This is a genomic window from Janthinobacterium sp. HH104, from assembly GCF_001758715.1.
Lineage (GTDB): Bacteria > Pseudomonadota > Gammaproteobacteria > Burkholderiales > Burkholderiaceae_D > Janthinobacterium > Janthinobacterium aestuarii.
Genome location: NZ_LRIB01000013.1, coordinates 309,761 through 334,670 on the forward strand (window position 1 = coordinate 309,761; position 24,910 = coordinate 334,670).

Annotated in this window: 22 protein-coding genes; 14 read left to right on the forward strand and 8 right to left on the reverse strand. The window is 65.1% G+C overall.

Going from position 1 to position 24,910, the window contains the following annotated elements; all coding sequences use genetic code 11:
• The first annotated feature begins 199 nt into the window (after nucleotides 1-199).
• Entirely contained in the window at nucleotides 200-1,165 is a 966-nt protein-coding gene (gene corA / locus JAB6_RS02255; protein WP_034746658.1) for a magnesium/cobalt transporter CorA, read from the forward strand.
• A 273-nt stretch (nucleotides 1,166-1,438) separates the two neighbouring features.
• A complete protein-coding gene (locus JAB6_RS02260) occupies nucleotides 1,439-2,155 on the forward strand; it encodes an HAD family phosphatase (RefSeq protein WP_070301206.1) in 717 nt (238 codons plus the stop codon).
• Nucleotides 2,156-2,161: 6 nt separating this feature from the next.
• Here the strand turns inward: JAB6_RS02260 and hemL are convergent, their stop codons facing one another.
• Entirely contained in the window at nucleotides 2,162-3,451 is a 1,290-nt protein-coding gene (gene hemL / locus JAB6_RS02265) for a glutamate-1-semialdehyde 2,1-aminomutase (RefSeq protein WP_070301207.1), read from the reverse strand.
• Between the two features lie 45 nt (nucleotides 3,452-3,496).
• The gene (locus tag JAB6_RS02270; protein WP_034746671.1) at nucleotides 3,497-4,354 is read right to left on the reverse strand and encodes a hydroxymethylpyrimidine/phosphomethylpyrimidine kinase; all 858 of its coding nucleotides are present in this window, start codon (nucleotides 4,352-4,354) and stop codon (nucleotides 3,497-3,499) included.
• A 96-nt stretch (nucleotides 4,355-4,450) separates the two neighbouring features.
• Here JAB6_RS02270 and JAB6_RS02275 point away from each other — a divergent pair, with 96 nt between their 5' ends.
• The 6 genes from JAB6_RS02275 to JAB6_RS02300 all read left to right on the forward strand — a co-directional run bounded on the left by JAB6_RS02275 (nucleotide 4,451) and on the right by JAB6_RS02300 (nucleotide 13,706).
• The gene (locus tag JAB6_RS02275) at nucleotides 4,451-4,603 is read left to right on the forward strand and encodes a rubredoxin (protein WP_010401308.1); all 153 of its coding nucleotides are present in this window, start codon (nucleotides 4,451-4,453) and stop codon (nucleotides 4,601-4,603) included.
• Nucleotides 4,604-4,687: 84 nt separating this feature from the next.
• On the forward strand, nucleotides 4,688-5,110 hold the full coding sequence (locus JAB6_RS02280; protein ID WP_070301208.1) for a response regulator: 423 nt from the start codon (nucleotides 4,688-4,690) through the stop codon (nucleotides 5,108-5,110).
• Between the two features lie 34 nt (nucleotides 5,111-5,144).
• Nucleotides 5,145-5,510 (forward strand): response regulator transcription factor, encoded by a 366-nt coding sequence (locus JAB6_RS02285; RefSeq protein WP_034746677.1) that lies wholly within the window; start codon nucleotides 5,145-5,147, stop codon nucleotides 5,508-5,510.
• Between the two features lie 62 nt (nucleotides 5,511-5,572).
• Nucleotides 5,573-6,154: a chemotaxis protein CheW gene (locus JAB6_RS02290; protein ID WP_070301472.1), complete on the forward strand. Its 582-nt coding sequence runs from the start codon at nucleotides 5,573-5,575 to the stop codon at nucleotides 6,152-6,154.
• The gene (locus JAB6_RS02295; RefSeq protein ID WP_070301209.1) at nucleotides 6,154-8,391 is read left to right on the forward strand and encodes a methyl-accepting chemotaxis protein; all 2,238 of its coding nucleotides are present in this window, start codon (nucleotides 6,154-6,156) and stop codon (nucleotides 8,389-8,391) included. Before JAB6_RS02290 ends, JAB6_RS02295 begins: the two co-directional genes overlap by 1 nt.
• Before the next feature lie 41 nt (nucleotides 8,392-8,432).
• Nucleotides 8,433-13,706, forward strand: a complete 5,274-nt coding sequence (locus tag JAB6_RS02300; protein WP_070301210.1) for an Hpt domain-containing protein — start codon at nucleotides 8,433-8,435, stop codon at nucleotides 13,704-13,706.
• A gap of 139 nt (nucleotides 13,707-13,845) precedes the next feature.
• On the opposite strand, the gene JAB6_RS02305 is transcribed toward JAB6_RS02300, so the two are convergent.
• The gene (locus tag JAB6_RS02305) at nucleotides 13,846-15,309 is read right to left on the reverse strand and encodes a deoxyribodipyrimidine photo-lyase (protein ID WP_070301211.1); all 1,464 of its coding nucleotides are present in this window, start codon (nucleotides 15,307-15,309) and stop codon (nucleotides 13,846-13,848) included.
• 386 nt (nucleotides 15,310-15,695) lie between these two features.
• On the opposite strand from JAB6_RS02305, the gene JAB6_RS02310 reads away from it, so the two are divergent.
• The 6 genes from JAB6_RS02310 to JAB6_RS02335 all read left to right on the forward strand — a co-directional run bounded on the left by JAB6_RS02310 (nucleotide 15,696) and on the right by JAB6_RS02335 (nucleotide 20,427).
• Nucleotides 15,696-16,298, forward strand: a complete 603-nt coding sequence (locus JAB6_RS02310) for a YqgE/AlgH family protein (RefSeq protein WP_034746689.1) — start codon at nucleotides 15,696-15,698, stop codon at nucleotides 16,296-16,298.
• Entirely contained in the window at nucleotides 16,295-16,693 is a 399-nt protein-coding gene (gene ruvX / locus JAB6_RS02315) for a Holliday junction resolvase RuvX (protein WP_223278885.1), read from the forward strand. Before JAB6_RS02310 ends, ruvX begins: the two co-directional genes overlap by 4 nt.
• A 39-nt stretch (nucleotides 16,694-16,732) precedes the next feature.
• On the forward strand, nucleotides 16,733-17,257 hold the full coding sequence (pyrR, locus tag JAB6_RS02320; protein ID WP_034746692.1) for a bifunctional pyr operon transcriptional regulator/uracil phosphoribosyltransferase PyrR: 525 nt from the start codon (nucleotides 16,733-16,735) through the stop codon (nucleotides 17,255-17,257).
• A complete protein-coding gene (locus JAB6_RS02325; RefSeq protein WP_034746695.1) occupies nucleotides 17,250-18,215 on the forward strand; it encodes an aspartate carbamoyltransferase catalytic subunit in 966 nt (321 codons plus the stop codon). Before pyrR ends, JAB6_RS02325 begins: the two co-directional genes overlap by 8 nt.
• 24 nt (nucleotides 18,216-18,239) lie before the next feature.
• A complete protein-coding gene (locus JAB6_RS02330; RefSeq protein WP_070301212.1) occupies nucleotides 18,240-19,541 on the forward strand; it encodes a dihydroorotase in 1,302 nt (433 codons plus the stop codon).
• A gap of 139 nt (nucleotides 19,542-19,680) precedes the next feature.
• On the forward strand, nucleotides 19,681-20,427 hold the full coding sequence (locus JAB6_RS02335; RefSeq protein WP_070301213.1) for a 1-acyl-sn-glycerol-3-phosphate acyltransferase: 747 nt from the start codon (nucleotides 19,681-19,683) through the stop codon (nucleotides 20,425-20,427).
• Here the strand turns inward: JAB6_RS02335 and JAB6_RS02340 are convergent.
• The 5 genes from JAB6_RS02340 to JAB6_RS02360 are packed head-to-tail and all read right to left on the reverse strand — an operon-like array spanning nucleotide 20,424 to nucleotide 24,885.
• Entirely contained in the window at nucleotides 20,424-21,188 is a 765-nt protein-coding gene (locus JAB6_RS02340) for an ABC transporter permease (protein ID WP_070301214.1), read from the reverse strand. The genes JAB6_RS02335 and JAB6_RS02340 overlap by 4 nt on opposite strands.
• Before the next feature lie 2 nt (nucleotides 21,189-21,190).
• Nucleotides 21,191-22,435 (reverse strand): ABC transporter substrate-binding protein, encoded by a 1,245-nt coding sequence (locus JAB6_RS02345; protein WP_034746706.1) that lies wholly within the window; start codon nucleotides 22,433-22,435, stop codon nucleotides 21,191-21,193.
• A 17-nt stretch (nucleotides 22,436-22,452) separates the two neighbouring features.
• Nucleotides 22,453-23,247, reverse strand: a complete 795-nt coding sequence (locus JAB6_RS02350; RefSeq protein ID WP_070301215.1) for an ABC transporter ATP-binding protein — start codon at nucleotides 23,245-23,247, stop codon at nucleotides 22,453-22,455.
• Entirely contained in the window at nucleotides 23,244-24,329 is a 1,086-nt protein-coding gene (locus tag JAB6_RS02355) for an acyl-CoA dehydrogenase family protein (RefSeq protein ID WP_070301216.1), read from the reverse strand. Before JAB6_RS02355 ends, JAB6_RS02350 begins: the two co-directional genes overlap by 4 nt.
• A gap of 1 nt (nucleotide 24,330) precedes the next feature.
• Complete coding sequence (locus JAB6_RS02360) at nucleotides 24,331-24,885, reverse strand: carboxymuconolactone decarboxylase family protein (RefSeq protein ID WP_070301217.1); 555 nt, start codon at nucleotides 24,883-24,885, stop codon at nucleotides 24,331-24,333.
• Nucleotides 24,886-24,910 lie beyond the last annotated feature (25 nt).

Genomic DNA, 24,910 nt, shown 5'->3' on the forward strand with positions numbered 1-24,910 from the left:
AAGTTAAAGCTGCCTGATTGGCACTATTGCGGCGCAGCATCTTAATCGGCCCCGCTTGGTGCAACGCCGCACTTTTTCCGTGAAAAAGCGGTGCCGGGGGTGGTCGTGAAAAGGCCTTTGCGGGTACACTTGCGCTGTTTTCATTTTTGGCGCCAGCGCCAGCACATCACGATAACCCCACATCCGGCTGAGAGCGCGCATGATCAATGTCTTTGTATTACAGAATGGCCGGCTCAACCAGGTGCCGATCGACAGCCGCGCAGACCTCGAAAATGCCGAACCGGTGTGGGTCGACCTGACCGACCCCACCGATGATGAACGGGCCTGGGTCAAGGCCATCTACAACGTCACCTTGCCGGGCGAAGACGAAGTCAAGGATATCGAAGCGTCGGCCCGCTATTACGAAGCGGAAAACGGCGACTTGCACCTGCGCACGGATTTCCTGCGCGAAGAAGACGACGGCCCGTCGCGCGTCATCACCGTGGCTTTCATCCTGGCCCGCAAGATTTTGTTTTCCATGCATACGGACGATCTTCCCGTGTTCCGCCTGGTGCGCATGCGCGCCCGTTCGCGGCCAGGCTCGATTGCCGACTACATGGACGTGCTGCTCGACCTGTACGCCACCGATGCCGAGTATTCGGCCGACGTGCTCGAAGGCATCTACCAGAACCTGGAAGAAGTCAGCACGCGCGTGCTGCAAAAGGAATTTACCGATGCGCACGCGGCCGAAGCGCTGAATGCGATTGCCCATGAGGAAGATTTGAATGGCCGTATCCGCCGCAACATGATGGATACGCGCCGCGCCGTGAGTTTTCTGATGCGCGGCCGCTTATTGAATTCCGAGCAGTTCGAGGAAGCGCGGCAGATTTTGCGCGACATCGAATCGCTCGATGGCCATACGTCTTTTCTGTTCGACAAGATCAACTTCCTGATGGATGCCACCGTCGGTTTCATCAACATCAACCAGAACAAGATCATCAAGATATTCTCGGTGGCCAGCGTGGCCTTCCTGCCGCCGACCCTGATCGCCAGCGTGTACGGCATGAACTTCAAGCTGATGCCGGAACTGGAATGGTCATTCGGCTATCCATGGGCCTGGGGCCTCATGATCACCAGCGCCATCGCACCCTTCCTGTACTTCCGCCACCGCGGCTGGCTGAAATAAGCCGTATCGCAGTATCGCCGGGGTGCTCCGCGCCCCGGTTTCAGGACGAGCGCAGCAATTTCAAAAATCGGCGATAATCACTGGTATTGCGTGGTATTGAATTGGTATTGTGTATTTGCCGATTGATGCCTGCCGTTTGCTGTGCAGAAAAGTATCGTCATTCAGACATTTTCTGCGTGGTAGCGTCCGCCAGTTCCACCTATGATCGTTACGATGCCGGCCTTGGCCGGCTGGCCGCCGCATTTCCCGTCACTATTGATTTCTGGAGAGTTCATGCCTGATACCGCCACCACCCCACCGCGCTTTACCCATCTGATCAGCGACTGCGATGGCGTGCTGATCGACAGTGAAGCCGTGGCCCTGCAAGCGCTGCTGGAGTTGCTGGGGCCGCGCCTGCCAAACCTGCCCGAGGGCGTCACCCTGCAAGGCTTGATCGAGCCGCGCCTGGGCCAGCGCCTTGTGCCGCTGATGCAGGATATCTACAAGGAACTGGGCTTGCCGCAATTGCCGGCCGACGAGATTATGGCCATCGGCAACGCCGTCGATGCGGCTTGCGACGCGCAATTGCGCGCCGTGCCCGGCGTGGCGCAGGCGCTGGCCGCCATTCCGCTGCCCAAGGCCGTCGCTTCGAACAGCGTCAGCGCGCGTGTGCTGTCGGCGCTCGAGCGCACTGGCATGGCGCCGCTGTTCGACAAGCGCGTGTTCACACCGGACCTGGTCGGCCACGCCAAGCCGCATCCGGGCGTCTACCTGGCGGCGGCAGCCGCCTTTGGCGTGCCGCCAAGCCAGTGCCTGGTGCTGGAAGACAGCGTCACGGGCGTGACGGCCGCCGTAGCGGCGGGCATGACGGTATTGGGATTCATCGGCGGCGGGCATATCGCGCCCGGCCAGGAAGCGCGCCTGAAGGCGGCCGGTGCGCATGTCGTGTTCAGCGACATGGCCAGTTTGCCGGCGCTGGTGGCCGCGGTGATGGACACCGCGACTGTCTGACTGCGTTTAGGCTAACTTAGCAAACACCTTGCGCGCGGCGGCGATGGTGGCGTCGATGACGGCATCGTCGTGCTGCGCCGAGACGAAACCCGCTTCGAAGGCGGCGGGCGCGAAGTACACGCCTTCGTCGAGCATGGCGTGGAAGAAGGCGTTGAACTTGCTGCGGTCGCCGGCCATCATTTCCGCGTAGCTGGTCGGTGGCGTTTCGCTGAAATAAATGCCGAACATGCCGCCGATGTAGTCGGCGCAGAAGACCACGCCCGCTTCTTTGGCGGCGGCGGTCAGGCCTTCGGCCAGGCGCTTGGCCGTGGCGCCCAGCTGCTCGTAGAAGCCAGGCTGCTGGATCAGTTTCAAGGTGGCCATGCCGGCCGCCACGGCGACCGGGTTGCCCGACAAGGTACCGGCCTGGTAGACGGCGCCCAGCGGCGCCATGTTGTGCATCAGCGCCGCGCTTCCGCCGAAGGCCGCCACCGGCATGCCGCCGCCGATCACCTTGCCCAGCGCCGTCAGGTCCGGCTTGATGCTGTACAGCGCCTGCGCGCCGCCCAGGGCCACGCGCAAGCCGCACATGACTTCATCGAAAATGAGCAGGGCGCCGTGCTGCGTGCACAGCTCGCGCATCGCCTGCAGGAATTCCGGCGTCGCTTTCACTAGGTTCATGTTGCCGGCCACCGGTTCGACGATGACGCAGGCGATGTCCGCGCCGAAGCTGTCGAAGGCGTCTTTCAGCTGCTCGACGTTGTTATAGTCGAGCACCAGCGTGTGTTTCACAAAATCTTCCGGCACGCCGGCCGACGTCGGGTTGCCGAAGGTGAGCAGGCCGCTGCCCGCTTTCACCAGCAGCGAATCGGCGTGACCGTGGTAGCAGCCTTCGAACTTGACGATCTTGTCGCGTCCCGTGGCGCCGCGCGCCAGGCGCAGGGCGCTCATGGTCGCTTCCGTGCCCGACGACACCAGGCGCACCTGCTCGATCGACGGTACCAAACGCGTGATTTCCTCGGCCATCAGCACTTCGCCTTCCGTCGGCGCGCCGAACGACAGGCCCAGCGCGGCCGCATCCTGCACCGCTTTCACCACTTCCGGATGGGCGTGGCCGACGATGGCCGGACCCCAGGAGCCGATGTAGTCGATATAGCGCTTGCCGTCCGCGTCCCAGAAGTACGGGCCTTCGGCGCGCGTGATGAAGCGCGGCGTGCCGCCCACGGAGCGGAAGGCGCGCACAGGCGAATTGACGCCGCCTGGCGTGGTTTTTTGTGCGCGGGCAAACAGGATGTCGTTCTGTGAAGTCGTCGTCATGATAATCGTGCCTTGAAAGTGGATCGTTGTCTGTGTCGTCTGGTCTTATTGTGCGCCGCGCTGGCGCTGCTGCCGGAACAGCCGGTTCGGCACCAGCTTGCCCATGCCGTGGCGCTGCGCGTGGGCCAGCGCACCGGCCGTGAATTCCTGCGCCGCCACGACCACCTGCGGCACATCGTCTTCGTTTTCCGCCAGGGCCAGCAGGGCGGTGGCGGCCGCCGACAGGGTGCTGCCGGCGCCGTTGAAGATGCCGGGCAGATGCTGCCATTCGTCGTGGCGCACCACGCCGTCTTCGCCGAACAGGGTATTGGCGCGCAACTTGCCTTCGGCCGTGCCGGACTTGCTGGCGTCGGCCGGCATGCCGGTGACGAGCACGTATTCGCAGCCCAGGGCTACCAGGTAGTCGACGTCGTTTTGCAGGGTGTCGTCCGGATCGGCGTCGCGCCAGGTCTCGGCCAGGCGCTCCAGTTCCACCGGCGAGAGCACCAGCAGGGTCGTTTGCGGAATCAGGAGCTGGCGCACGGCCGTCAGGATGTCTTCGTCGTCCATGCCCTGTTCCGGCAGCGCCGAAATGAAGGGATCGAGGATCAGCGGCACGTCCGGATAGTCGGAGACGATTTCGGCGATGGCCGTGACGTTTTCCACGCTGCCCAGCGCGCCGATCTTGATGGCGGCCACGGACATGTCTTCCAGCAGCACGCGCGCCTGGTCTGAAACCCAGTCCGGGTCGACCGCCTGCACGTCTTCCACGCGGGCCGTATCGCTGATCAACAGGCCCGTGGTGACGGACAGGCCGTGGCAGCCGAAGGCTGAAAAGGTGGCCAGGTCGGCCTGGATACCGATCGCGCCGACCGGATCGGACACGCCGAAGCTTAATATGAGGGGAGAAGTTTGGTTTTGCACGGCGGGTAGATTAAGATACCTAATTCAGCATTTTACTTGATTGAAGGGTGGCAGAACGTGAGTAGCAACGAAACAACGCAGCAATTCCAAACGTGGATGTGTCTTATTTGCGGCTGGGTTTATGATGAAGCGGCCGGCTTGCCTGACGAAGACATCGCTCCCGGCACGCGTTGGGCCGATGTTCCGATGAACTGGACCTGCCCTGAATGCGGCGCGCGCAAGGACGATTTCGAGATGGTCGCGCTGTAATCAATCAGGCCCACGGGATGCCGCTGCCGCACACAGGTATCGCGGCTGCCTGTGCTATGGTATGAAAAATTGTCGAATAATCACATGACGCGTCCTTTTTTGCCCGAGACGCCGTCCGATGCCGTGTGCGTGAGCGTCACGATACTCGTCATCGACGACAGCGCGACGATACGCAGCGCGGCCGCGAAGATACTCGGCGAGGCCGGCTATCGCGTGGTGGTGGCGGAAAACGGCTTCGAGGCCCTGGCCAAGATCGCCGACTGCCAGCCGGCGCTGATCGTGTGCGACATCGTGATGCCGCGCCTGGACGGCTACCGCACCTGCGCGCTGATCAAGGCCAGCGCCGCGTATCACGCCACGCCGGTGCTGATGCTGTCGTCGAAGGAAGGTTTGTTCGACCGCGCGCGCGGCGCCATGGCAGGCGCCAGCGCCTGCCTGGTCAAGCCGCTGGCGCGCGAGGCGCTGCTGGAGGCCGTGCGGCTGCACCTGGCCGGGCATTTTGAGTAAGTGGTTTATTGATTACAACGCAGCAAGGAAGCAGATGGCCATACACACAATTCTGATCGTCGATGACTCGCCGACAGAACGCTACTACCTGAGCGAGATGCTGGTGCGTGCCGGTTATGCCGTCCTCACGGCGCAGGACGGCGCCGACGCGCTGGCGCAGCTGAAGCAGGCCAGGCCCGACCTGATCCTGATGGACGTGGTGATGCCCGGTGCGAATGGCTTCCAGATCACGCGCGCCATCGCCCGCGATCCGGAACTGCAGGACGTGCCGGTGATCATCTGCTCGAGCAAGAGCCAGGAAACGGACCGCATCTGGGGCTTGCGCCAGGGCGCGCGCGATTACCTGGTCAAGCCGGTGGTGGAAGCCGAGCTGCTGGCCAAGATCGCCGCGCTTTCCTGAGCATGCACACGATGCCAGGTCACGGCGTGTCCACAGCGGCCTTTCCTCCTGCCGCTGCTGCCATGCCATCTTTCGAGACGGGCGCGCGGCAGGGGCGCTTGCGCCAGTATCAGCTGCAATTGATCGAGCGCATACAGGCCGCGCGCAGCGGTGCGCTGGCGGCGCGCAAGGAACTGGGCGTGATGCTCGGTGGCCGGCCTTGCCTGCTCGACCTGACGCAGCTCGGTGAAATCGTCATTGCCGCCGGTGTGCAGATCCAGGGCGTGCCGCTGGCGCAGGACTGGTACCTGGGCCTGGCGGCCATGCGCGGGCGCCTGACGGGGGTCGTCGACCTGGCCCGCTACATGGGCGAACCGGCTTGCACGCCCGGCAATCACTGCCGCATCATCACGTTTTCTCCGCGTCTGGGCCTCAATTGCGCACTGCTGGTAGAGCGCGTACTGGGCTTGCGCCAGCTGCGCGCGATGCAATCGGTGCCCGTTCAGGATGCGGCGCAGGGTGTGCTCCCATCGTGGGCCGCGCAGGCGCTGCGCGACAGCGAAGGGCAGCAGTGGCTGCGCCTGGACCTGGCGCAGCTGGCGCAATCGGAACGCTTCCTCGATGCCGGCTTTGGCGGCCTTGCCGTCCACAAGGATATTGGCTGATGGGCGCCAATTCTCCCATCCTGGCCGCTGGCATGCCCGAAGCGGAGCACGCGCCCGGCGAGCCGGCGTCGGCGGCCGACCTGCCGCTGCGCCTGCGCGATGCGCTGGGACGGCGCAAGTCGCTGGCCAGCGCGCCGGTCAGCGACTTGCGGCTGCCGCTGATCGGCCATTTCCCGCTGCAAAAACAATTGAGCATCCTGTCGACGGTGATGGCCCTGAGCCTGGCCGCCAGCCTGCTGTTCGTCGGTCTCAATACACGCAGCGGCAATATCGCCTCGGCGCAGACCCAGCTGGCCAGCGATGCGCTGATGCATTCGCAGCGCATCGGCAAGGCCGCGCCGAACGCCGTGCAGGGCAATCCGGAAGCGTTCCGCCAGCTCGAGGAAAGCCGCAATGAACTGAACCAGGATTTCCGCCTGATGCTGCGCGGCGGAACGTATCACGGCCGCGATATCGGCGAGTCGCGTGCCGCCCTGCTGGCGGCGGTGGCCGACGCGCGTAAAAAATGGGCCAGCAGCGACCGCGCGGCCAGCACCATCTTGCGCCTGAAGCCGGAGCTGGGCGAATTCGACAAGACCTTGCAGCAATTGAACGCGCTGTCGCCGGCGCTGCTGGCGCAGACCGAGGAAATCGCGGCCCTGAAGGTGCAGCGCGGCGGCAATGCGCGCGACCTGGCCGTCATCGGCCGCCTGATGATGCTGAGCCAGCGCATGAGCCGCAGCGCCAGCGAGTTCCTCTCGTCGGGCAGCATCAGCTCGGAAACGGCGTTTTCGCTGGGGCGCGACACGACGTATTTCCGCACCGCCGTCGAAGGCCTGCTCAATGGCAGCGTGTCGCTGCAGCTGGCGCCCACGCGCGACGCCGAACTGCGCGACCGGATGGTGGCGCTGAAAGCCAGTTTCGACACGTACCAGAAGCTGGTCTCCTCGATACTCGACCGCCTGGATAAATTCAGTTCGGCGAAAAGCGCCGAACAGCTGATCTTCAACGAGAACGAAGACCTGCGCCAGCGTTTGACCCTGCTGCAGCAGATGTACCACGCGAACCAGGAAACCCTGGGCATCGCCTTCTGGATGATGGTTGGCGGCGTGTTGCTGACCCTGATCGCGGCGGCCGGCATCGGCAGGGTGCTGCTGCAGGACTCCGTCAACCGCACGCGCGACGCCGAGCGGCGGCGCCAGGAAGCGGAAATCCGGCGCCTGCAGTCGCAGGAGAAAGAGGAAGTGGCGAAGGCCAGGAATGAGCAGAACCAGGCGGCCATCCTGCGCCTGATGAACGAATTGCAGAAGGTCGCCGACGGCGACCTGACGGTGCAGGCCACCGTGTCGGAAGACATCACGGGCGCCATCGCCGATTCCGTCAACTACACGGTCGAGGAATTGCGCGGCCTGGTGGGGCGGGTGACGGCGACGGCCGAACAGGTCAACCGCGCTTCGACGCAGGCGCAAAGCATCTCGAGCAAGCTGCTGATCGCGTCGCAGCAGCAGTCGCGCGAAATCCAGGGCGTCAGCGCCACCGTCGTCAAGATGGCCAATGCGATTACCGACGTGTCGAAGTCGGCCAGCGTCTCGGCCGACGTGGCGCGCCAGTCGGTGGCGGCGGCGCAGCAGGGTTCGACGGCCGTGGAAAACGCCATCAAGGGCATGCATGAAATCCGCGAGCAGATACAGGATACGTCCAAGCGCATCAAACGCCTGGGCGAATCGTCGCAGGAGATCGGCGAAATCACCGAACTCATTTCCGACATCACCGAGCAGACCAACGTGCTGGCGCTGAACGCCGCCATCCAGGCCGCATCGGCGGGCGAGGCGGGGCGCGGCTTTTCCGTCGTGGCCGAGGAAGTGCAGCGCCTGGCAGAACGCTCGGCAGCCGCCGCCAAGCAGATCGGCGCGCTGGTGCGCACCATCCAGGCCGATACCCAGGATGCGACGCGGGCGATGGAAACGTCCACGCAGGGCGTGGTCGAGGGCGCGCGCCTGTCCGACGCGGCCGGCGCGGCCTTGAACGACATCAGCCAGGTGTCGAAACACCTGGCGGAACTGATCCAGGGCATTTCGTTCGCCACGGGCACGCAGGCCGGTTCGGCCAGCGGCGTGGCCTTGAATATCCAGCATATCCTGAGCGTGACGGAGCAGACCCAGGACGGCACGCAGCAAACGGCGCAGTCGATCCACAAGTTGTCGATGCTGGCGCAGGAATTGAAAAATTCGGTGTCGCGTTTCCGCGTCGCCGCCTGAACGCCGCGCCAGTCCAGGGCGAATTCTTTACCGAGGCATGCATGAGCACACCAGATAGTCCACAGCAGTCCAAGCCGTTCGACAGCGAGCCTTTGTCGTGGGTGATGGTGGAAATCCGCGAAGCGCTGGGCCGCTCGAAAACAGCCCTGTTCGAAGCGGGTGGCCGCGAGCGCGAGGAACGCGCCACGGCGCTGCAGCATGCGCGCTCGCACTTGCACCAGGCGCATGGCGCGCTGGTGATGGTGGACGTGGCCGGCGCCAGCCTGCTGACGGACGCGGCGGAACAGGCACTGGCGCGCTTTCGCGACGGCAGCCTCGAATACACGCTGGACCATGCGCAAGTCGTCGCCGAACTGTATCAAGCCTTGAGCGAATACCTGGAAGACCTGGTGGCCGGCACGCCGCCGCAGCCGGCGCGCTTGTTCCCCTATTACCGCGACCTGCAAACCATGCTGGGCGCCGAGCGCATCCACCCGGCCGACCTGTTTTTCCCGCCAGCGTCGACGCTGGAAGGGCACGCCATCGCGCTGGCGGAATCGCCCCCGGTGCCCGATTACCCGGCCTGGCGCGGGCGCTTTGAAAAGTCTTTGCTGCCCTTCCTGAAGGCGCAGGATGACGCGGCGCGGCGCCAGCATGCGGGCGACTTGCACGCCACCTTGACCCTGGTGGCCGACGCGCAGCAGGAAGCACCGGCGCGCACTTTCTGGTTCGCCATGCAGGCGTTTGCGGGACTGGCGGCCAGCGGCGAGGGCATGGGCACGCTCAACGTCAAGCAGCTGTTCGGCCTGATCAACCTGCAATTGCGCCGCCTGGCGCAGGGCACGGCCAGCCTGCCTGAATTAATGCTGCGCGACGCGCTGTTCTTCATCGCCGCCGCACGCGAGCCGACGCCAGAAGCCCGCCAGTTGCGCGCCGCTTTCGCCCTGGAAGGCATGCTGCCCGTCGACGTGGAAACGCGGCGCTACGGCCAGGTCGACCAGGACACCTTGCAAGGCGCCCGCGCGGCCCTGGCGCAGGCGCGCGCCAGCTGGAGCCGGCTGGCGCAAGCCGACCTCGATCCAGCCCTGGCCACGGATTTCGACGCGTCGCTGCAACAGGTGGCCGTATATGTGGATACGCTGAAGCAGCCGGCCCTGGCCAGCCTGCTGCGCGAATGCGCGGCCGTGGCGCGGCAAGCCGTGGCCAGCGGGCGCAGCGCGGCCCTGGAAAATGAAATCGGCATGGCGCTGCTGTTTGCCGACACGGGCCTGGAGCAGCTGCGCCGCCTGCCCGACGATTTCGCGGGCAACGCGGAAACCATCGCCGCGCGCCTGCAGGCGCTGCTGGCTGGCGAAGCGCCGCCGCCTGTCACGGCGGGCGAGCTGTCGCGTCAGATCGAACAGGGCCAGACGGTGGCCGCGCTGGCCGAGGAAATGAAGACGGGCTTGCGCCAGGTGGAAAAGGTGCTCAACGCATATTACGCGGATGCAGCGGGTGCGGGGACGGGAGCCCTCAATGGCGTCGCGCCCGTGCTGGAGCAGTTGCAGCAGCAGTTGGCCGGGCTGGAACAGGAAGATGCGCGCGCCGCCGTGCTGCAGGTCGATGCGGCCGTGCGGCAGCTGGCCGGTGCCGACGCCAAGGCGGATGCCAATGCCGAGGCGCGCGCCGAGGCGCTCGACGAGATCGCGCAAAATGTCAGCGCGCTGGGCTTTTTTGCCGATATGCTGGGCCGCAACGCGCAGGCGGCCAGCGGGCGTTTCCATTTCGATGCGGCCGCCGGCACCTTCCGCGCGCTGCCATTTGAAAAAGTCGCCGCCGCCGGCCCCGTGCCCTTGCTCGACCAGGCACTGGCGCCCGCCGCGCCCGCCGGCATGGATGCTGTGCCGGCGGTGACCGATGTCGACGCGGAGATGCTCGACATCTTCATCGCCGAAGCGCGCGAAGTGCTGGCCTTCATCGACACCACCCTGGCCTTGCCGCGCGAGCAGGCCGCCAGCGGCGACCACCTGGCCATGTTGCGCCGCTCATTCCACACCCTGAAAGGCAGCAGCCGCATGATCGGCCTGGCGCAGTTTGCCGAAGCGGCCGGCGCCATCGAACGCGTCATGAATACCTGGCTGGCCGAATCGCGCCCCGTCAGCGACGACTTGTTTACCTTGCTCAATTACGGCTGGTACCAGCTCAGCGAATGGGTGGCCGAACTGGAAGGCGGCGCGGGGCGCGAGCGCGAGGCCGGCATGCTGCTGCTGGCGGCCGAGCGCGTGCGCGAAGGCGGCCCGTTCGAACTGCGCAAGCCTCGCCCGGCATCGGCCGCGCCCGTGGCCAGCAATGGCAATGTGATCGGACTTCCCTTGGCCACGGCGCCGACGCTCCACGAAGCGCCGGACGATCACCTCAAGCACGTGGGCGAACTGCGCATCAGTCTTCCCTTGTACAACATCTACCTGGCCGAGACGGATGAATTGCTGCGCGTGCTCACGCGCGACTTCGGCGAATGGCGCCATGAACAGCGCGCCGTCAGCGCGGAGGCGCTGCAAGCCGTGCATACCCTGGCGGGGACGTCGGGCACGGTGGGCTTTCAGTCCCTGCGCGACCTGGCGCACGCGCTTGAAACGGTGATTGAAACGGTGGTGCCGCCGCTGGCGGGCCTGCGCGCCGAACAGCACGACGTGCTGGAACAGGCCACGCAGCGCATCGGGCAAATGCTGCAGGCCTTCGCGCTGGGCGACCTGGCGCCAACGCAGCCGGACATGATCGAAGCGCTCAACACCTTGTGGCGTGCCTTGACGGCGCCGCCCGGCGAGAGCAAGGAAGACCGGCTCGACGCCCTGTTCGCGGAAGCTTACGCCAGCATCGTCGGCGCGCCGGCGCAGCCCGCCGAGCCGGTCGCTGAAGTCCCGCTGCCGCAGCTCGAGACGCTGTTCGAGGCGACGTATGCGAGCATCGTCGCCGATGCGCTGCAGCCGGAGGTTATCGACGCGCCGGCGCAGAACAGCGGCGCCAGCGACGACCTGTTCGACGCCGGTTTTGAACACGCACCGCCGTTGGAGCATGCGGCGCCGGAAGCGCCGGCGCCCGCCATCATGCCGGCCGATGCGGCCGCGCTGCTGGCGGCCAGCGCCGGCATCAGCGATGAACTCGACCTCGATCTCTTGTCCGTCTTCCTGGAAGAGGGCGCCGACTTACTGCCGCAGATCGGCGAGGCGCTGCGCAGCTGGCAGCAGCAGCCGCACGACAGCGGCCAGGCGCAGATGCTGCTGCGTACCCTGCATACGGTCAAGGGCAGCGCGCGCATGGCCGGCGCCATGCGCCTGGGCCAGCATGCGCATGAAATCGAGACGCATATCGAAAACATGCTGCACGCGGGCACCGCCACACCGCAGGCCTTCGAGGAATTGCTGGCCCATTACGACCATGCGCTGCACCTGTTCGAGCAATTGCAGCAACCGTTGCTGCCCTTGCCTGGCATGGAAGACACGCCGGCCGCCGAACCGAAGGCGGCGCTGGTGCGCGTGCGCGCCGATATCCTTGACCGCCTGGTGAACCAGGCTGGCGAAGTGTCGATCACGCGCTCCAAAATGGAAAATGAAGTGGGCGTGCTCGGTGCTTCGCTGTCCGAGTTTTCCGATAACCTGGCGCGCTTGCGGCGTCAGCTGCGCGAAGTGGAAATGCAGGCCGAATCGCAGATCGCCTCGCGCATGGCCGTCGGCAGCGAGCGCGAATTCGACCCGCTCGAATTCGACCGCTTTACGCGCCTGCAGGAACTCACGCGCATGATGGCCGAAAGCGTCAACGACGTGGCGTCGTTCCATGAAAATCTCAGCCACAGCGTCGATGCGGTGACGGACGACCTAGTGCTGCAGGCTCGCCTGACGCGCGAGCTGCAGCGCGACCTGATGCAGATACGGATGGTGCCGTTTGCCAGCATCGCCGAACGCCTGTTCCGCGTGGCGCGGCAAAGCGCCAAGGAAGTCGACAAGCGCGTCAACCTCGACATCCGTGGCGGCGGCGTGGAAATCGACCGCAGCGTGCTCGAACGCATGGCCGCGCCCTTCGAGCATTTGCTGCGCAACGCCATCGTGCATGGCGTCGAGCCGCGCGACGCGCGCCTGGCCGCGGGCAAGAGCGAGACGGGCGAGCTGCTGGTGCAGGTCAGCCAGCAGGGCAATGAAGTGGCGATCGCCTTTTCCGACGATGGCGCGGGGCTGGACCTAGAACGCATCCGCGCCAAGGCGCACGGCGCCGGCCTGGTGGCGACGGATGCGCCATTGACCGACGCGCAGGCGGCCGAACTGATTTTCACGCCCGGGTTTTCCACGGCCGACAGCCTGACGGAACTGGCCGGGCGCGGTTTTGGCATGGATATCGTGCGCTCCGAAGCGCTGGCCCTGGGCGGGCGCGTGGAAACGCTGACGCAGGCAGGCCTGGGCATGCGCTTCACCATCCACCTGCCGCTGACCCTGGCCGTCACCCAGGTGGTGCTGCTGGCGGCGAACGGCAAGACGTATGCCTTGCCATCGGTGCTGGTGGAGCAGGTGCTGCACCTGAAAGGCGAACAGCTGGAGCAGGTGCGGGCGGCCGGACGCATCGAGTCGCACGGACAGTCGCTCGCGCTGCACCACCTGTCGGCCATGCTGGGCGAGATGCCGGCGGCGCAGGCCACGCAGCGTTATGCGCCCGTGCTGTTGCTGAGGAATGGCAATGACAGGCTGGCCTTGCAGGTCGATGACGTGGTGGGCAACCGCGAAGTCGTGGTCAAGCACGTGGGCCCGCAGCTGGCGCGCATGCCGGGCATCGCCGGCGCCACGGTGCTGGGCACGGGCGATATCGTGCTGATCCTGAACCCGGTGGCGCTGGCGCAGCACTTGGAACACCATCCGGAACTGCTGTCGCAGTATGCGCTGGCCAGCAGCGAGCAGCATGCCGCCTCCAGCGCGCTGGCCACGCCGGCCGTGCGCGTGATGGTGGTCGACGATTCGCTGACGGTGCGCCGCGTGATGCAGCGCCTGTTCGAGCGTGAAGGCTACCAGGTGCTGCTGGCCAAGGATGGCCTCGATGCGCTGGAACAGCTGCATGCGCTGGAACCGGCCGCCATGCCGGCCCTGCTGCTGGTCGACGTGGAAATGCCGCGCATGGATGGTTTCGATTTGACGCGCAATGTGCGCAGCGACGACAAGACGCGCGCCATCCCCGTCATCATGATCACCTCGCGCAGCGCCGACAAGCACCGCGCGCACGCGTTCGAGCTAGGCGTGAATGCGTATTTCGGCAAGCCGTTCCAGGAGGAGGAATTGCTGGCGGAGGTGGGGCGGTTGTTGGGCGACGGCGTGGCGTAACCGGCGCCAATGCCAACAATGTTGTCGGATTACGCGGGGCTTTGCCCCGCTAATCCGACCTACGTCTGTTGACCGACGGTGTATGTCGTGTAGGTCGGGTTAGCGCGCAGCGCGTAACCCGACGCCACCAGCGGCCCGATTACGCCACCACCTTCACCACGGCATAACGTTCCAGCGTCTCCTTGCGGGCCTCGTCGTGCTGCACCAGCGGTTCCGGATAATCGCGTCCCAGCACGATGTTTTTTTGATCGAGCAGCATGCGCGGCACCAGCCAGGGCGCGTGGATTTCCTTGTCGCCCAGCGCCTTCAACTGCGGCAGGTAGCGGCGGATGAAGCGCCCGCTGGCATCGAATTTTTCCGACTGTGTAATGGGGTTGAAGATGCGGAAGTAGGGCTGCGCGTCGCAGCCCGACGACGAAGCCCATTGCCAGCCGCCGTTGTTCGAGGCCAGGTCGAAGTCGTTCAGGTGCAGCGCGAAATACGCTTCGCCGCGGCGCCAGTCGATACCCAGGTCCTTGATCAAAAAACAGGCCGTGACCATGCGCAGGCGGTTGTGCATATAGCCCGTCTGGTTCAGCTGCGCCATGGCCGCGTCCACCAGCGGATAGCCGGTGCGCCCTTCGCACCAGGCGGCAAACGCGGCATCGGCGTCAGGCCCCGTTTCCCAGGCGATGGCATCGTAGGCCGGTTTGAAGGCGCCGCCTTCCACGTGCGGGTTCTGGTACAAAATCATGGCGTAGAAATCGCGCCAGATCAGTTCGGCCAGCCACACGGGCGCGCCATCGCCGCCACCGCCCCGGTCCATCAGGTCGACGATGGTGCGGACCAGGTAGCGCAGCGAGACGGTGCCGAAGCGCAGATGCATGGACAAATACGACGGTCCCTTCAGGGCGGGAAAATCGCGCGCCACGTCATAGCGGTCCACGCGCGGCAGGAAATCCTCGAACAGTTGGCTGGCGCCCGACATGCCGGTGGGGATGGCCAGTTCGGCCAGGTTGCTGGCCTCGAAACCTAGTTCGTCCAAGGTGGGCAGGGGCGCGGGCGTGCCGGCGCGCGGCGGCGCCAGGCTGGCCGCATGCGGCTCGATATCGAACGGCGCCAGGCAGGCGGGTTCCGCACGCATTTTCTTCAGCCAGGCATTCTTGTACGGCGTGTAGACGGTGTACGGCTTGGCCGACAAGGTCAGCACCTCGTCCTTTTCAAAGATCACCTGGTCCTTGAAGCTGAACCACAGGCGTGCGTCATGCGTGAGCGCTGCGGCCACGGTGGCGTCGCGGGCGATCGCTTGCGGCTCGTAGTCGTGGTTGGCAAAGACGGCGTCGGCGTTCAATTCGGCGGCCAGGCGCGGGATGGCTTCGGCCGCGTCCGCATGCAGCACGATCAGGTCGCCGCCGAGCTGGCGCAGCTCGGCGGCCAGCTCGGCCACGCTGGCATGGATGAAATCGACCCGCCGGTCGCGGCGCGGCAGCGCAGCCAGGATGGCGGTGTCGTAGACGAAGACGCAATGCACGGCCTGACTCTGGCGCAGGGCGTGATGCAGTGCAGCATGGTCAAACGCGCGCAGATCGCGCCGGAACCACACCAGGGAAGTCTTGATTGTCATTATTTCGCGTGTTCAGGGTCAAAGATAGGCGATTTTTTGCCGCCAACAGGGCTTTATGGCCGCTCGCGTCGCGCCTTTGGCGTCGCTGCGGCGGCAATTCAGTGTAAACTACCGGGTATGTTCGCGGTACTTTATGTGCGACAGCGATTTTGCAATCAATTTTACAATTGGCATTGAAATGCGCCGGCAGGCAAAGCGAATTGATCATTAATTTATAAGATAACAAGAATAACGCCTGGCACCACGGTGCGCGCCGCCCAAGATTCGCGGCAGCTTGCGCCAGGCGTACGATAGCGGGGTAAGCGAGACTTGCCAGCAAGCCCACAGAGAGAGCATCGCGTATGAAAAAGAGTAAAATCGACCAGACTCTACCAGGACATCGTCTGATGCAGGGTGTGGGAGAACCGGCCGCGACCGGTTCCTCCACCCTGAATCTGGCCAACCATTTCCTCATTGCGATGCCGGCCATGCAAGATCCGATCTTCGGCGGCACGGTCGTGTACGTGTGTGAACACAATGAAAACGGCGTGCTCGGCGTCGTCATCAACAAGCCCACCGACATGACCATGGAAGTGCTGTTCGACCGCATCGACCTGAAACTGGCGGCCGGCAGCGACACGCCCATCATCAATGAACCGATCATGTTCGGCGGCCCCGTGCAGGACGACCGCGGCTTCGTGCTGCATACGCCGGGCGCACGCTATTCCTCGTCGCTGACGGTGACCGATGAAGTGGCGTTTACCACCTCGATCGACGTGCTCGAAGCCGTCGCCAAGGGCGATGGTCCCGAGCGCATGCTCGTCTCGATCGGCTACTCGGGCTGGAGCCCGGGCCAGCTGGAAGACGAGATCGGCCGCAACGGCTGGCTGACGGTGGGCGCCTCGGCCGATATCCTGTTCGATTTCCCCATCGAGCAGCGCTACGTGGCGGCCATCAAGCTGCTCGGTATCGATCCTCTCATGCTGGCATCGGAAGCCGGACACGCATGAGCGGTGACGCCATCGACACCATCCTCGCCTTCGATTTCGGCTTGAAACGCATCGGCGTTGCCATCGGCAATACCATGATTTGCCAAGCCAAGCCGCTCAGCGTGATCACGGCCACGGCAAACGAGCCGAAGTTTGCCGCCATCGATAGCCTGATCAAGGAGTGGGGCGCCAGCCGCATCGTGGTGGGCTTGCCCAGCCATCCCGATGGCACGGAACACGAGATGAGCGCGCGCTGCCGCCGTTTCGCCAACCAGGTGCATGGCCGCTTCAACCTGCCCGTGGAACTGGTCGACGAGCGCTATTCCTCGGCCGTCATCGCCGCCAAGCGCGGCGAAGTCATCGACGACCGCGCCGCCGCCATCATCCTGCAACAGTATTTCGACGCGAATTATTAATCTGACCCTAGACTCCCTCCCTGAATGATTAAGAACTCTATGCCGCATCCTACGAATCCATCCCAACTCGACGCCGAGGCCCTGTACGGGGTCTTGCTGCAGCAAGTGCAAAGCGGCCTGGCGGGCATCCCCAACGTGGCCATTGTCGGCATCCATTCGGGCGGCGCCTGGCTGGCCGAACGCCTGGCGCGCGACCTGAATCTGCTCGACCGGCTGGGCGTGCTCGACGTCTCGTTCTACCGCGACGACTTCGCCCAGAAGGGCCTGCATGCGGACGTCAAGCCGACGCAGATCAGCTTTGACGTGGCCGGCGCCACTATCCTGCTGGTCGACGACGTGCTGTACACGGGCCGCACGACGCGCGCGGCCATCAATGAACTGTTCGACTATGGCCGCCCGGCGAAGATCATGCTGGCCGCCCTGGTCGACCGCGGCGAACGCCAGTTGCCGGTGGCTGCCGATTTCGTGGCCGCCTTCACTGCCGTGCCGCCGGGCCAGGCCCTGGTCCTGAAGCAAGCCGACGATGGAAAATTCACGCTCACCATAGATACCCACCATGCTTAATCCGCAACTGAATAAACACGGCGAACTGCAACATCTGCTGACGATTGAAGGCTTGCCGAAGTCTATCGTCAACCACATTCTCGACACGGCTTCCTCGTTCGTCGGCATTTCCGACCGCGACGTGAAAAAGGTGCCGCTGATGCGCGGCAAGAGCGTTTTCAACCTGTTCTTTGAAAACTCCACGCGCACCCGCACCACCTTCGAGATCGCCTCGAAGCGCCTGTCGGCCGATGTCATCAACCTGAACATCCAGGCTTCGTCGGCCAGCAAGGGCGAGTCCCTGCTCGACACCATCGACAACCTGTCGGCCATGCATGCCGATATGTTCGTCGTGCGCCACGCGCAGTCGGGCGCGCCTTACCTCATCGCCAAGCACCTGATCGACACCAAGCAGCCGCACGTCCACGTCGTCAACGCGGGCGACGGACGCCATGCGCACCCGACCCAGGGCTTGCTCGACATGTACACGATCCGCCACTACAAGAAGGATTTCACCAACCTGACGGTGGCCATCGTGGGCGACATCCTGCACAGCCGCGTGGCCCGTTCCGACATCCATGCGCTGACCACCCTGGGCGTGCCCGAAGTGCGCGCCATCGGCCCGCACACCTTGCTGCCGGGCGGCCTGGAACAGATGGGCGTGCGCACCTTCACCAACATGGATGAAGGCTTGAAAGGCGTCGACGTGATCATCATGCTGCGCCTGCAAAATGAACGCATGAGCGGCGCGCTGCTGCCGTCGGCGCAGGAATATTTCAAGAGCTACGGCTTGACGCCCGAGCGCCTGGCGCTGGCGAAACCGGACGCCATCGTCATGCATCCGGGCCCGATGAACCGCGGCGTGGAAATCGATTCGGCCGTGGCCGACGGTCCGCAGGCGGTGATCCTGCCGCAGGTGACGTTCGGTATCGCCGTGCGCATGGCGGTGATGAGTATTTTGGCTGGTAATCAGGGCTGATAGCCCAAGGACGAGTAAGCGAGCATGACGACACTACATATCAAGAACGGCCACCTGATCGACCCTGCCAATGGCATCGACGGCTTGCAAGACCTGTTTATCGCCGATGGCAAGGTACTGGCCGTGGGCAGCGCCCCGGCCGGCTTCAAGGCCGACACCACGTTTGACGCGGCCGGCCTGGTGGTTTCCCCCGGCCTGGTCGACCTGTCCGCGCGCCTGCGCGAGCCGGGCTACGAATACAAGGCGACCCTGGAATCGGAACTGCAGGCGGCGCTGCAAGGCGGCGTCACGAGCCTGGTCTGCCCGCCCGACACCGATCCCGTGCTGGACGAGCCGGGCCTGGTGGAGATGCTGAAATACCGCGCCAAGACGCAGAACAAGGCCCACGTGCACCCGCTGGGCGCACTGACCATGGGCTTGAAAGGCAAGTCGCTGACGGAAATGGCGGAACTGACGGAAGCGGGCTGCATCGGCTTCGCGCAGGCGGAAGAGCCGATCGAAGACACGACCGTGCTGCTGCGCGCCATGCAGTACGCGAACACCTTCGGCTACACGGTCTGGCTGCGCCCGCAAGACCCGCACATCGGCCGCGGCGGCATCGCCCACAGCGGCCCGCTGGCGTCGCGTCTGGGCTTGTCCGGCGTGCCCGTGATGTCCGAAACCATCGCGCTGCACACCATTTTCGAATTGATGCGTGCCAGCCGCGCGCGCGTGCACCTGTGCCGCATCTCGTCGGCGGCGGGCCTGGAACTGATCCGCGCTGCCAAAGCCGAAGGTCTCCCCGTCACCTGCGACGTGGGCGTGCACCATGTGCACCTGACGGATGCCGACATCGGCTTCTTCGACCCGAACGCCAGGGTCACGCCGCCATTCCGCAGCCAGCGCGACCGCGATGCGATCCGCGCCGGCCTGCTTGACGGCACGGTCGACGCCATGTGCTCGGACCATACGCCCGTCGATGACGATGAAAAACTGCTGCCGTTCGGCGAAGCGTCGCCCGGTGCCACGGGCCTGGAACTGCTGCTGTCGCTGGCCCTGAAATGGGCCGACGACTACGCACTGGAGCAGCCGCAAGCGGGCGCACGTCCGCTGGCGCGCGCCGTGGCCAAGGTCACGTCCGACGCGGCCCGTGTCGCCGGCATCCCGGCCGGCAGCCTGGCCGTGGGCGAAGCGGCCGACATCTGCGTCTTCGATCCCGCCGCGCGCTGGACCGTGTCGTCGGCATCGCTGGCCAGCCAGGGCAAGCACACGCCTTTCCTCGGCTATGAGCTGAGCGGCATCGTCAAGGCGACCATCGTTGCCGGACAGGTGGCGTTTCAGCGTTAATTTTTTGTACTGGAGTGAAACTCCAGCATACTGCCGGGGTCAGTCCTTTCAGGAGCGGAATTCGCCCCATTGGGGCGGATTCCCCCGCCGGGTCTGACCCCAGAATTTGCTGTGGGTTTGCTTCTTTATCTGGTGTCATTTGAAACTTCTGCTTACCTACCGCCTCGCGCGCATTGCCATTCACCTGGGCTGCGGCATGGCCAAGAGCGCCGTGCTCTTTCCCTGGCTGGACCTGGAGGGACGCAACCGGCGCATCCGCCGCTGGTCGACGCAGCTGCTCGACATTTGCGGCGTGCACGTGGCGCAGCCGGCCGACAGCGTGCCGGCCCTCGACCATGCGATGGTGGTGGCGAACCACGTTTCGTGGCTCGACATCTTCGTCATCAATGCCGTCCACCCGTGCCGTTTCGTCGCCAAGGCGGAAATCCGCGCCTGGCCGATCCTGGGCTGGCTGGCGGGACGTGCGGGCACCATCTTCATTTCGCGCGGCAGCAAGCGCGATCTGCGCTTGATCTTCCAGGGTCTGGTGGATAAATTGACGGCGGGCGAGCGCATTGCGTTCTTCCCCGAAGGGACGACCGCCGCGCAAGGTCAGATCCTGCCGTTCCACGCCAACCTGTTCGAGGCGGCCATCGACGCGCAAGTGCCGGTGCAGCCGTTTGCGCTCGTGTATGTGGATGACAAGGGGGCCTTGCATCACGCCGTCGATTTCATCGGCGACATGAGCTTTGCGCAAAGCATGGTGGCGATCTTGAGTGGCCCGCCCATCACGGCGTGCCTGACCTGCCTGGCGCCAGTGGCGACGCTGGACGCGCACCGCCGCGAACTGGCGGCGGCAACGCAGGCGGCCGTGGCCGCTACGCTGCCGCTGGAGACGGCCGCTTAATTCTTCACATGCAGCCAGCGCGCATGCGCGGCGCGGGCCAGGTAGTCGAGGATAAAGCCTAAAATCCCGATCAGCACGATGGCGGCCATCAGCTCCGAATACGCGAGGCGGTCGCGCGTATCGAGGATGAAGTAGCCGAGGCCCGCCGATACGCCCAGCATTTCCGCCGGCACCAGCACGATCCAGATGATGCCGATGGCCAGGCGCACGCCCGTCAAAATGTCGGCCGTGATGCCCGGCAAAATCACCTTGAAGACGATTTCGCTGCGCGTGGCCGACAGGCTGCGCGCCAGCAGCAGCCAGTTCGGATCGAGCCGCGCCACGCCGGCCGCCGTATTGAGCAAAATCGGCCAGACGGCCGCAAACGCCAGCAGGAAGTATACGGGCGCGTCACCGACGCCGAGCACCATCACGGCAATCGGCATCCACGACAGCGGCGAAATCATGCGCAGCAGCTGGAACAGCGGCATGGCCGCGCCGGAAAAGCTCTTCGACATGGCCACCAGCACACCGAGCGGCACGCCGATGACGATGGCCAGTCCCAGGCCCACGGCCACCCGTTGCAGGCTCAATACCACGTGCAGCCAGATATCCGTACCGCCCACCATCTCCTGGAACGCCAACGCCGTGGGCAAGGGCGCAAAAGCGGTGGCGATGGGCGTGGATTTCTCCAGCGCCGTCACGCCCATCGACCACAGCAGCAAGGCACAGGCCAGCCCCACGAGGGGCAGGCCGAACTTCGTGAACAACTTGCTCGCCATTGTCAGACCGCCACGGTTTCGCTGCGCAGCAGGTTGGCCGGCAAGCCGAAGGCGGCAGGGCCGCCGACCGCCGTGATGGCCTTGCGCACGAAGCGGTCATCGACCAGGTCGCGCGCGGCGAACTTCGGATCGAGGTTGGCCAGGAAGCGCGTATCGCCTTCGACCTTGGTACGGCCGATGGCGCGCACCAGTTCTTCCGTGTACGAGGCAAACGGATACGGCTGGAAGTCGATGCGGCGCTGCTGCCAGTTCTTGTGCACGATCAGGCCCTGCTTTTCGTAGCCGGCGTAATCGGTGGTGGCCAGCACCTTGGTCAGCACCTGCAGCGGATGCGGCGTGTAGCGGTGCTCGCCCACGTTCGACAGCAGCTTGGCCGTGTCGACCTGGTTCGTGCGCGTCCACAGCTGCGCCTTGACGATGGCATTGGTGACCTTTTGCGCCCATTCCGGACGCGTGTTGATGTCGCGCTCGGACAGGAAGGTGACGCAGCACGCGTGGTTCTTCCACACGTCGCCAGAGAAGCGCAGGATCTTGCCGATGCCGGCGTTTTCCGCCGCCGCATTGAACGGCTCTGCCACGATGTAGCCGGCGATCGACTTGCTGGCCAGGGCCGAGACCATTTCGGCCGGCGCCAGCACGATCAGGTTGACTTCATTCGGCTTGATGGCGGCGTTGCGCGCGCGCGTGACCGGCGTCAAGCCATTCGAGGACAGAATCTGCTGCAGCAGGATGTTGTGGATCGAGTACCAGAACGGGATCGCGACCGTGCGTCCGCCCAGGTCGGAAACCTTGTTGATCTCGTTGGCCACCGTCAGCGCGGACCCGTTGACGTGGTTCCAGGCGACGACTTTTGCGGGGAACTTGGCGCCGTAGCGCACCCACAGGGTGGCCGGCGACAGCAGGTGAATCACGTTGACCTGGCCGGCGACGAAGGCTTCGATGATTTGCGCCCAGCTGCGGAACAAGCGCGGCGTTTCCGCCTGCAAGCCTTCCGCTTCGAACAGCTTGCGGGCGTGGGCGACGAGCAGCGGGGTGGCGTCGGTGATTGGCAGGTAGCCGATCTTTACGGGCTGGTCGTCGCCTTTCGGGCCCTGCTGGGCCATGGCGTCGCCGGCGAACAGTAGCGGCGAAGCAACGCTGGCCGTGGCCAGCGCCGACATGCGCAGGAAGTCGCGCCGCGTCAGGCCGCAGTCGCAATCGGACGAGGCGCAGATGTGCAGGGGTTTGTTGTGGTCTTCGAATGTCATGGGAATGTTCCGGTCGATTAATTGGGAGCAAAGGCGGGCGCTTGATCCTGCTTTTGCAGCGCCTGCAGGGCGTCGAGGATGTCCATCTTGAGGGCGATGACGTCGGCGCTGTGGCCGATGCGTGGTTGGCTGATGGCGACGGGCCATTCGCGCACGATGTTGCCCGGCTTGCCGCCCATCAGCAAGATGCGGTCGGCCACGAGGATCGCTTCGTCGATATCGTGCGTGACGAGCAGCACGGCCGTGTGCCAGCGGTGTACCACGTCGACCAGTAGCGACTGCATCTCGGCGCGCGTGATGGCGTCGAGCGCGGAAAACGGTTCGTCGGCGAACAGCAGTTCCGGCTCGCGCGCCAGCGCACGGGCTAAGGCCACGCGCTGCGCCATGCCGCCCGACAGGGCGGACGGATACAGCTTTTCGCGGCCCTTCAAGCCCACCGCTTCGATGGCTTGCGCCACGCGCGCCTGGTGCGCCTCGCGCGTGAGCTTGGGCTGGTGCTTGAAGTCCAGGCCGAAGCCGGCGTTGCCCGTGACGTTCAGCCAGGGCAGCAAACTGGCTTGCTGGAAGACGAGGGCGCTGCGCGGGTTCGGTTCGCGCATGGGAGCATCGAGGAACTGAATCTCGCCCGTGGATGGCGGCTGCAAGCCGGCCAGCACGCGCAGCAGGCTCGATTTTCCGCAGCCGCTGCCGCCCAGCAGGCAGACGATTTCGCGCTTGCGCACACCGAGCGAGACGTGCTGGAACACGGGCGCCGTGCCGGGGTAAGCGTAGCTCAGATCCTGCGCCTGCAAGGCCCAATCGGCAACGCTCATGCCTGCGCTCCCGCCGCCTTGGCCGCCTGCTGGCTGTCGAACAGCTGCAAGGCCGCCTGCAATTGCGTCAGGCTGGGCGTGACGATGGGGATGAACGACGATTCGCGCCAGCGGCGGGCAAAGCCCTGCTGTTCGGCGTTCAGGTAGGCGCGTCCGCCCATCGCTTGCAGTTCCAGCATCAGGGCCTGCTGCAGCACATCGGCCAGCTGTATGCGCAGGCGGAACATGGCTGGCGCCTGCGTCTTGAAGCGGCCATCATGCACGCCGGCCAGCAGGGTGGCGACGGCACTTTCCAGTGTCGCTTGCAGCGCTTCGATGCGTGGCGTGAGCTGGTTGCGCGAGCCGGCGGAAATCTGCGCCGCTTTGGCCAGGCTGGCGCGCGCCAGGCCGATCGACAGGCCGCACTGCATGCCCAGAAAAGCCGGGCGCACCTGCGGCAGCCAGGCTGGCGCATTGTCGCTGATGATGTCCGCGGCGGGGATGTGCACCTGCGCCAGCTTGACGGAGGCCGTATTGCTGCCGCGCAGGGCGATCAGGTCCAGGTCGTCGCTGCGCGTGACACCCGCCGTGCCGCTGTCGAAGGCGATGATGACGGGCGGTGCGCCGTCGTCCGGCGCCACGGCTGCCGCCGCGACAAAGCCCGCCTTGCGCAAGTTCGTCACCCAGGCCAGGCCGCCGTCGACGAGCAAGCCGTCGCCGTGACGCGCGCCCGTGATTTGCAGCTGCTCGATGCCGGACAAGAATTTCATGGCGTTCGACAAACCGCTGGCGCCTGCCTGCGTGCCGGCCAGCAGACCGGGCAAGCGGCGCTCGGCCAGCGCGCGGTTTTCACTTTGCAGCAGGAATTCGATAAAGCAGCGCTGGCCCCAGAAGACAAAGGCGGCCGTCACCGATTGCTCGGCCACTTTGGCGATAGCGTCGATGGCGTCGCGCACATCGCCGCCCGCGCCGCCGTGTTCCTGCGGCACGCCGATGCGCAGCAGCTGGTCGCCGGCGAGGGCAGGTAAAACGGTTTCAGCCAGTTCCGGTGATTGGTCGAGCTGGTCGGCGTGCATGTGCAGCCAGTGAGTGAGGTTCGCCATGTCAGACGGCGCCAGGCAGGTAGGGCGTCAATTGCGGATTGACGGGCGTGCCGGCCAGGCTGTTGGAGAAATTGCACAGGGTGGCCAGGCTGATGCCCAGCACGACTTCAAGCGCCTGCTGCTCGTTGTAGCCGGCGGCCAGGAAGGCTTGATATTCGCTGTCGGCCACGGCGCCGCGCGTGGCGATGACGGCCGTGGCGAAGGCGGCGACGGCGTCCAGCTTGGCGTCGTTCGTCGGCTGGCCGTGCTGCAGGGCGCGCACCGTGTCTGGCGTCTGGCCCGCTTTTTTCAGCGAGATGGCGCTATGGCCGGCGATGCAGAAATCGCAGCCATGGATGCGCGCGGCCGTGATCTGCACCACTTCGCGTTCCATTAACGTCAGGCTGGCGCGCGCATTGATGCCGGAGACGGTCAGATAGGTTTCCAGTGCCAGCGGGGCATTGGCCAGAACGCCGATCAGGTTGGGCAGGAAGCCATTGTTGGCGACGGCCTTTTCCACGAAGGGGCGGCTATCGGCCGGGGCGGTATCGAGAGTGTGCAGCGTAAGACGGGACATGGGGTACCTTGCTAAGTTAGTAAGT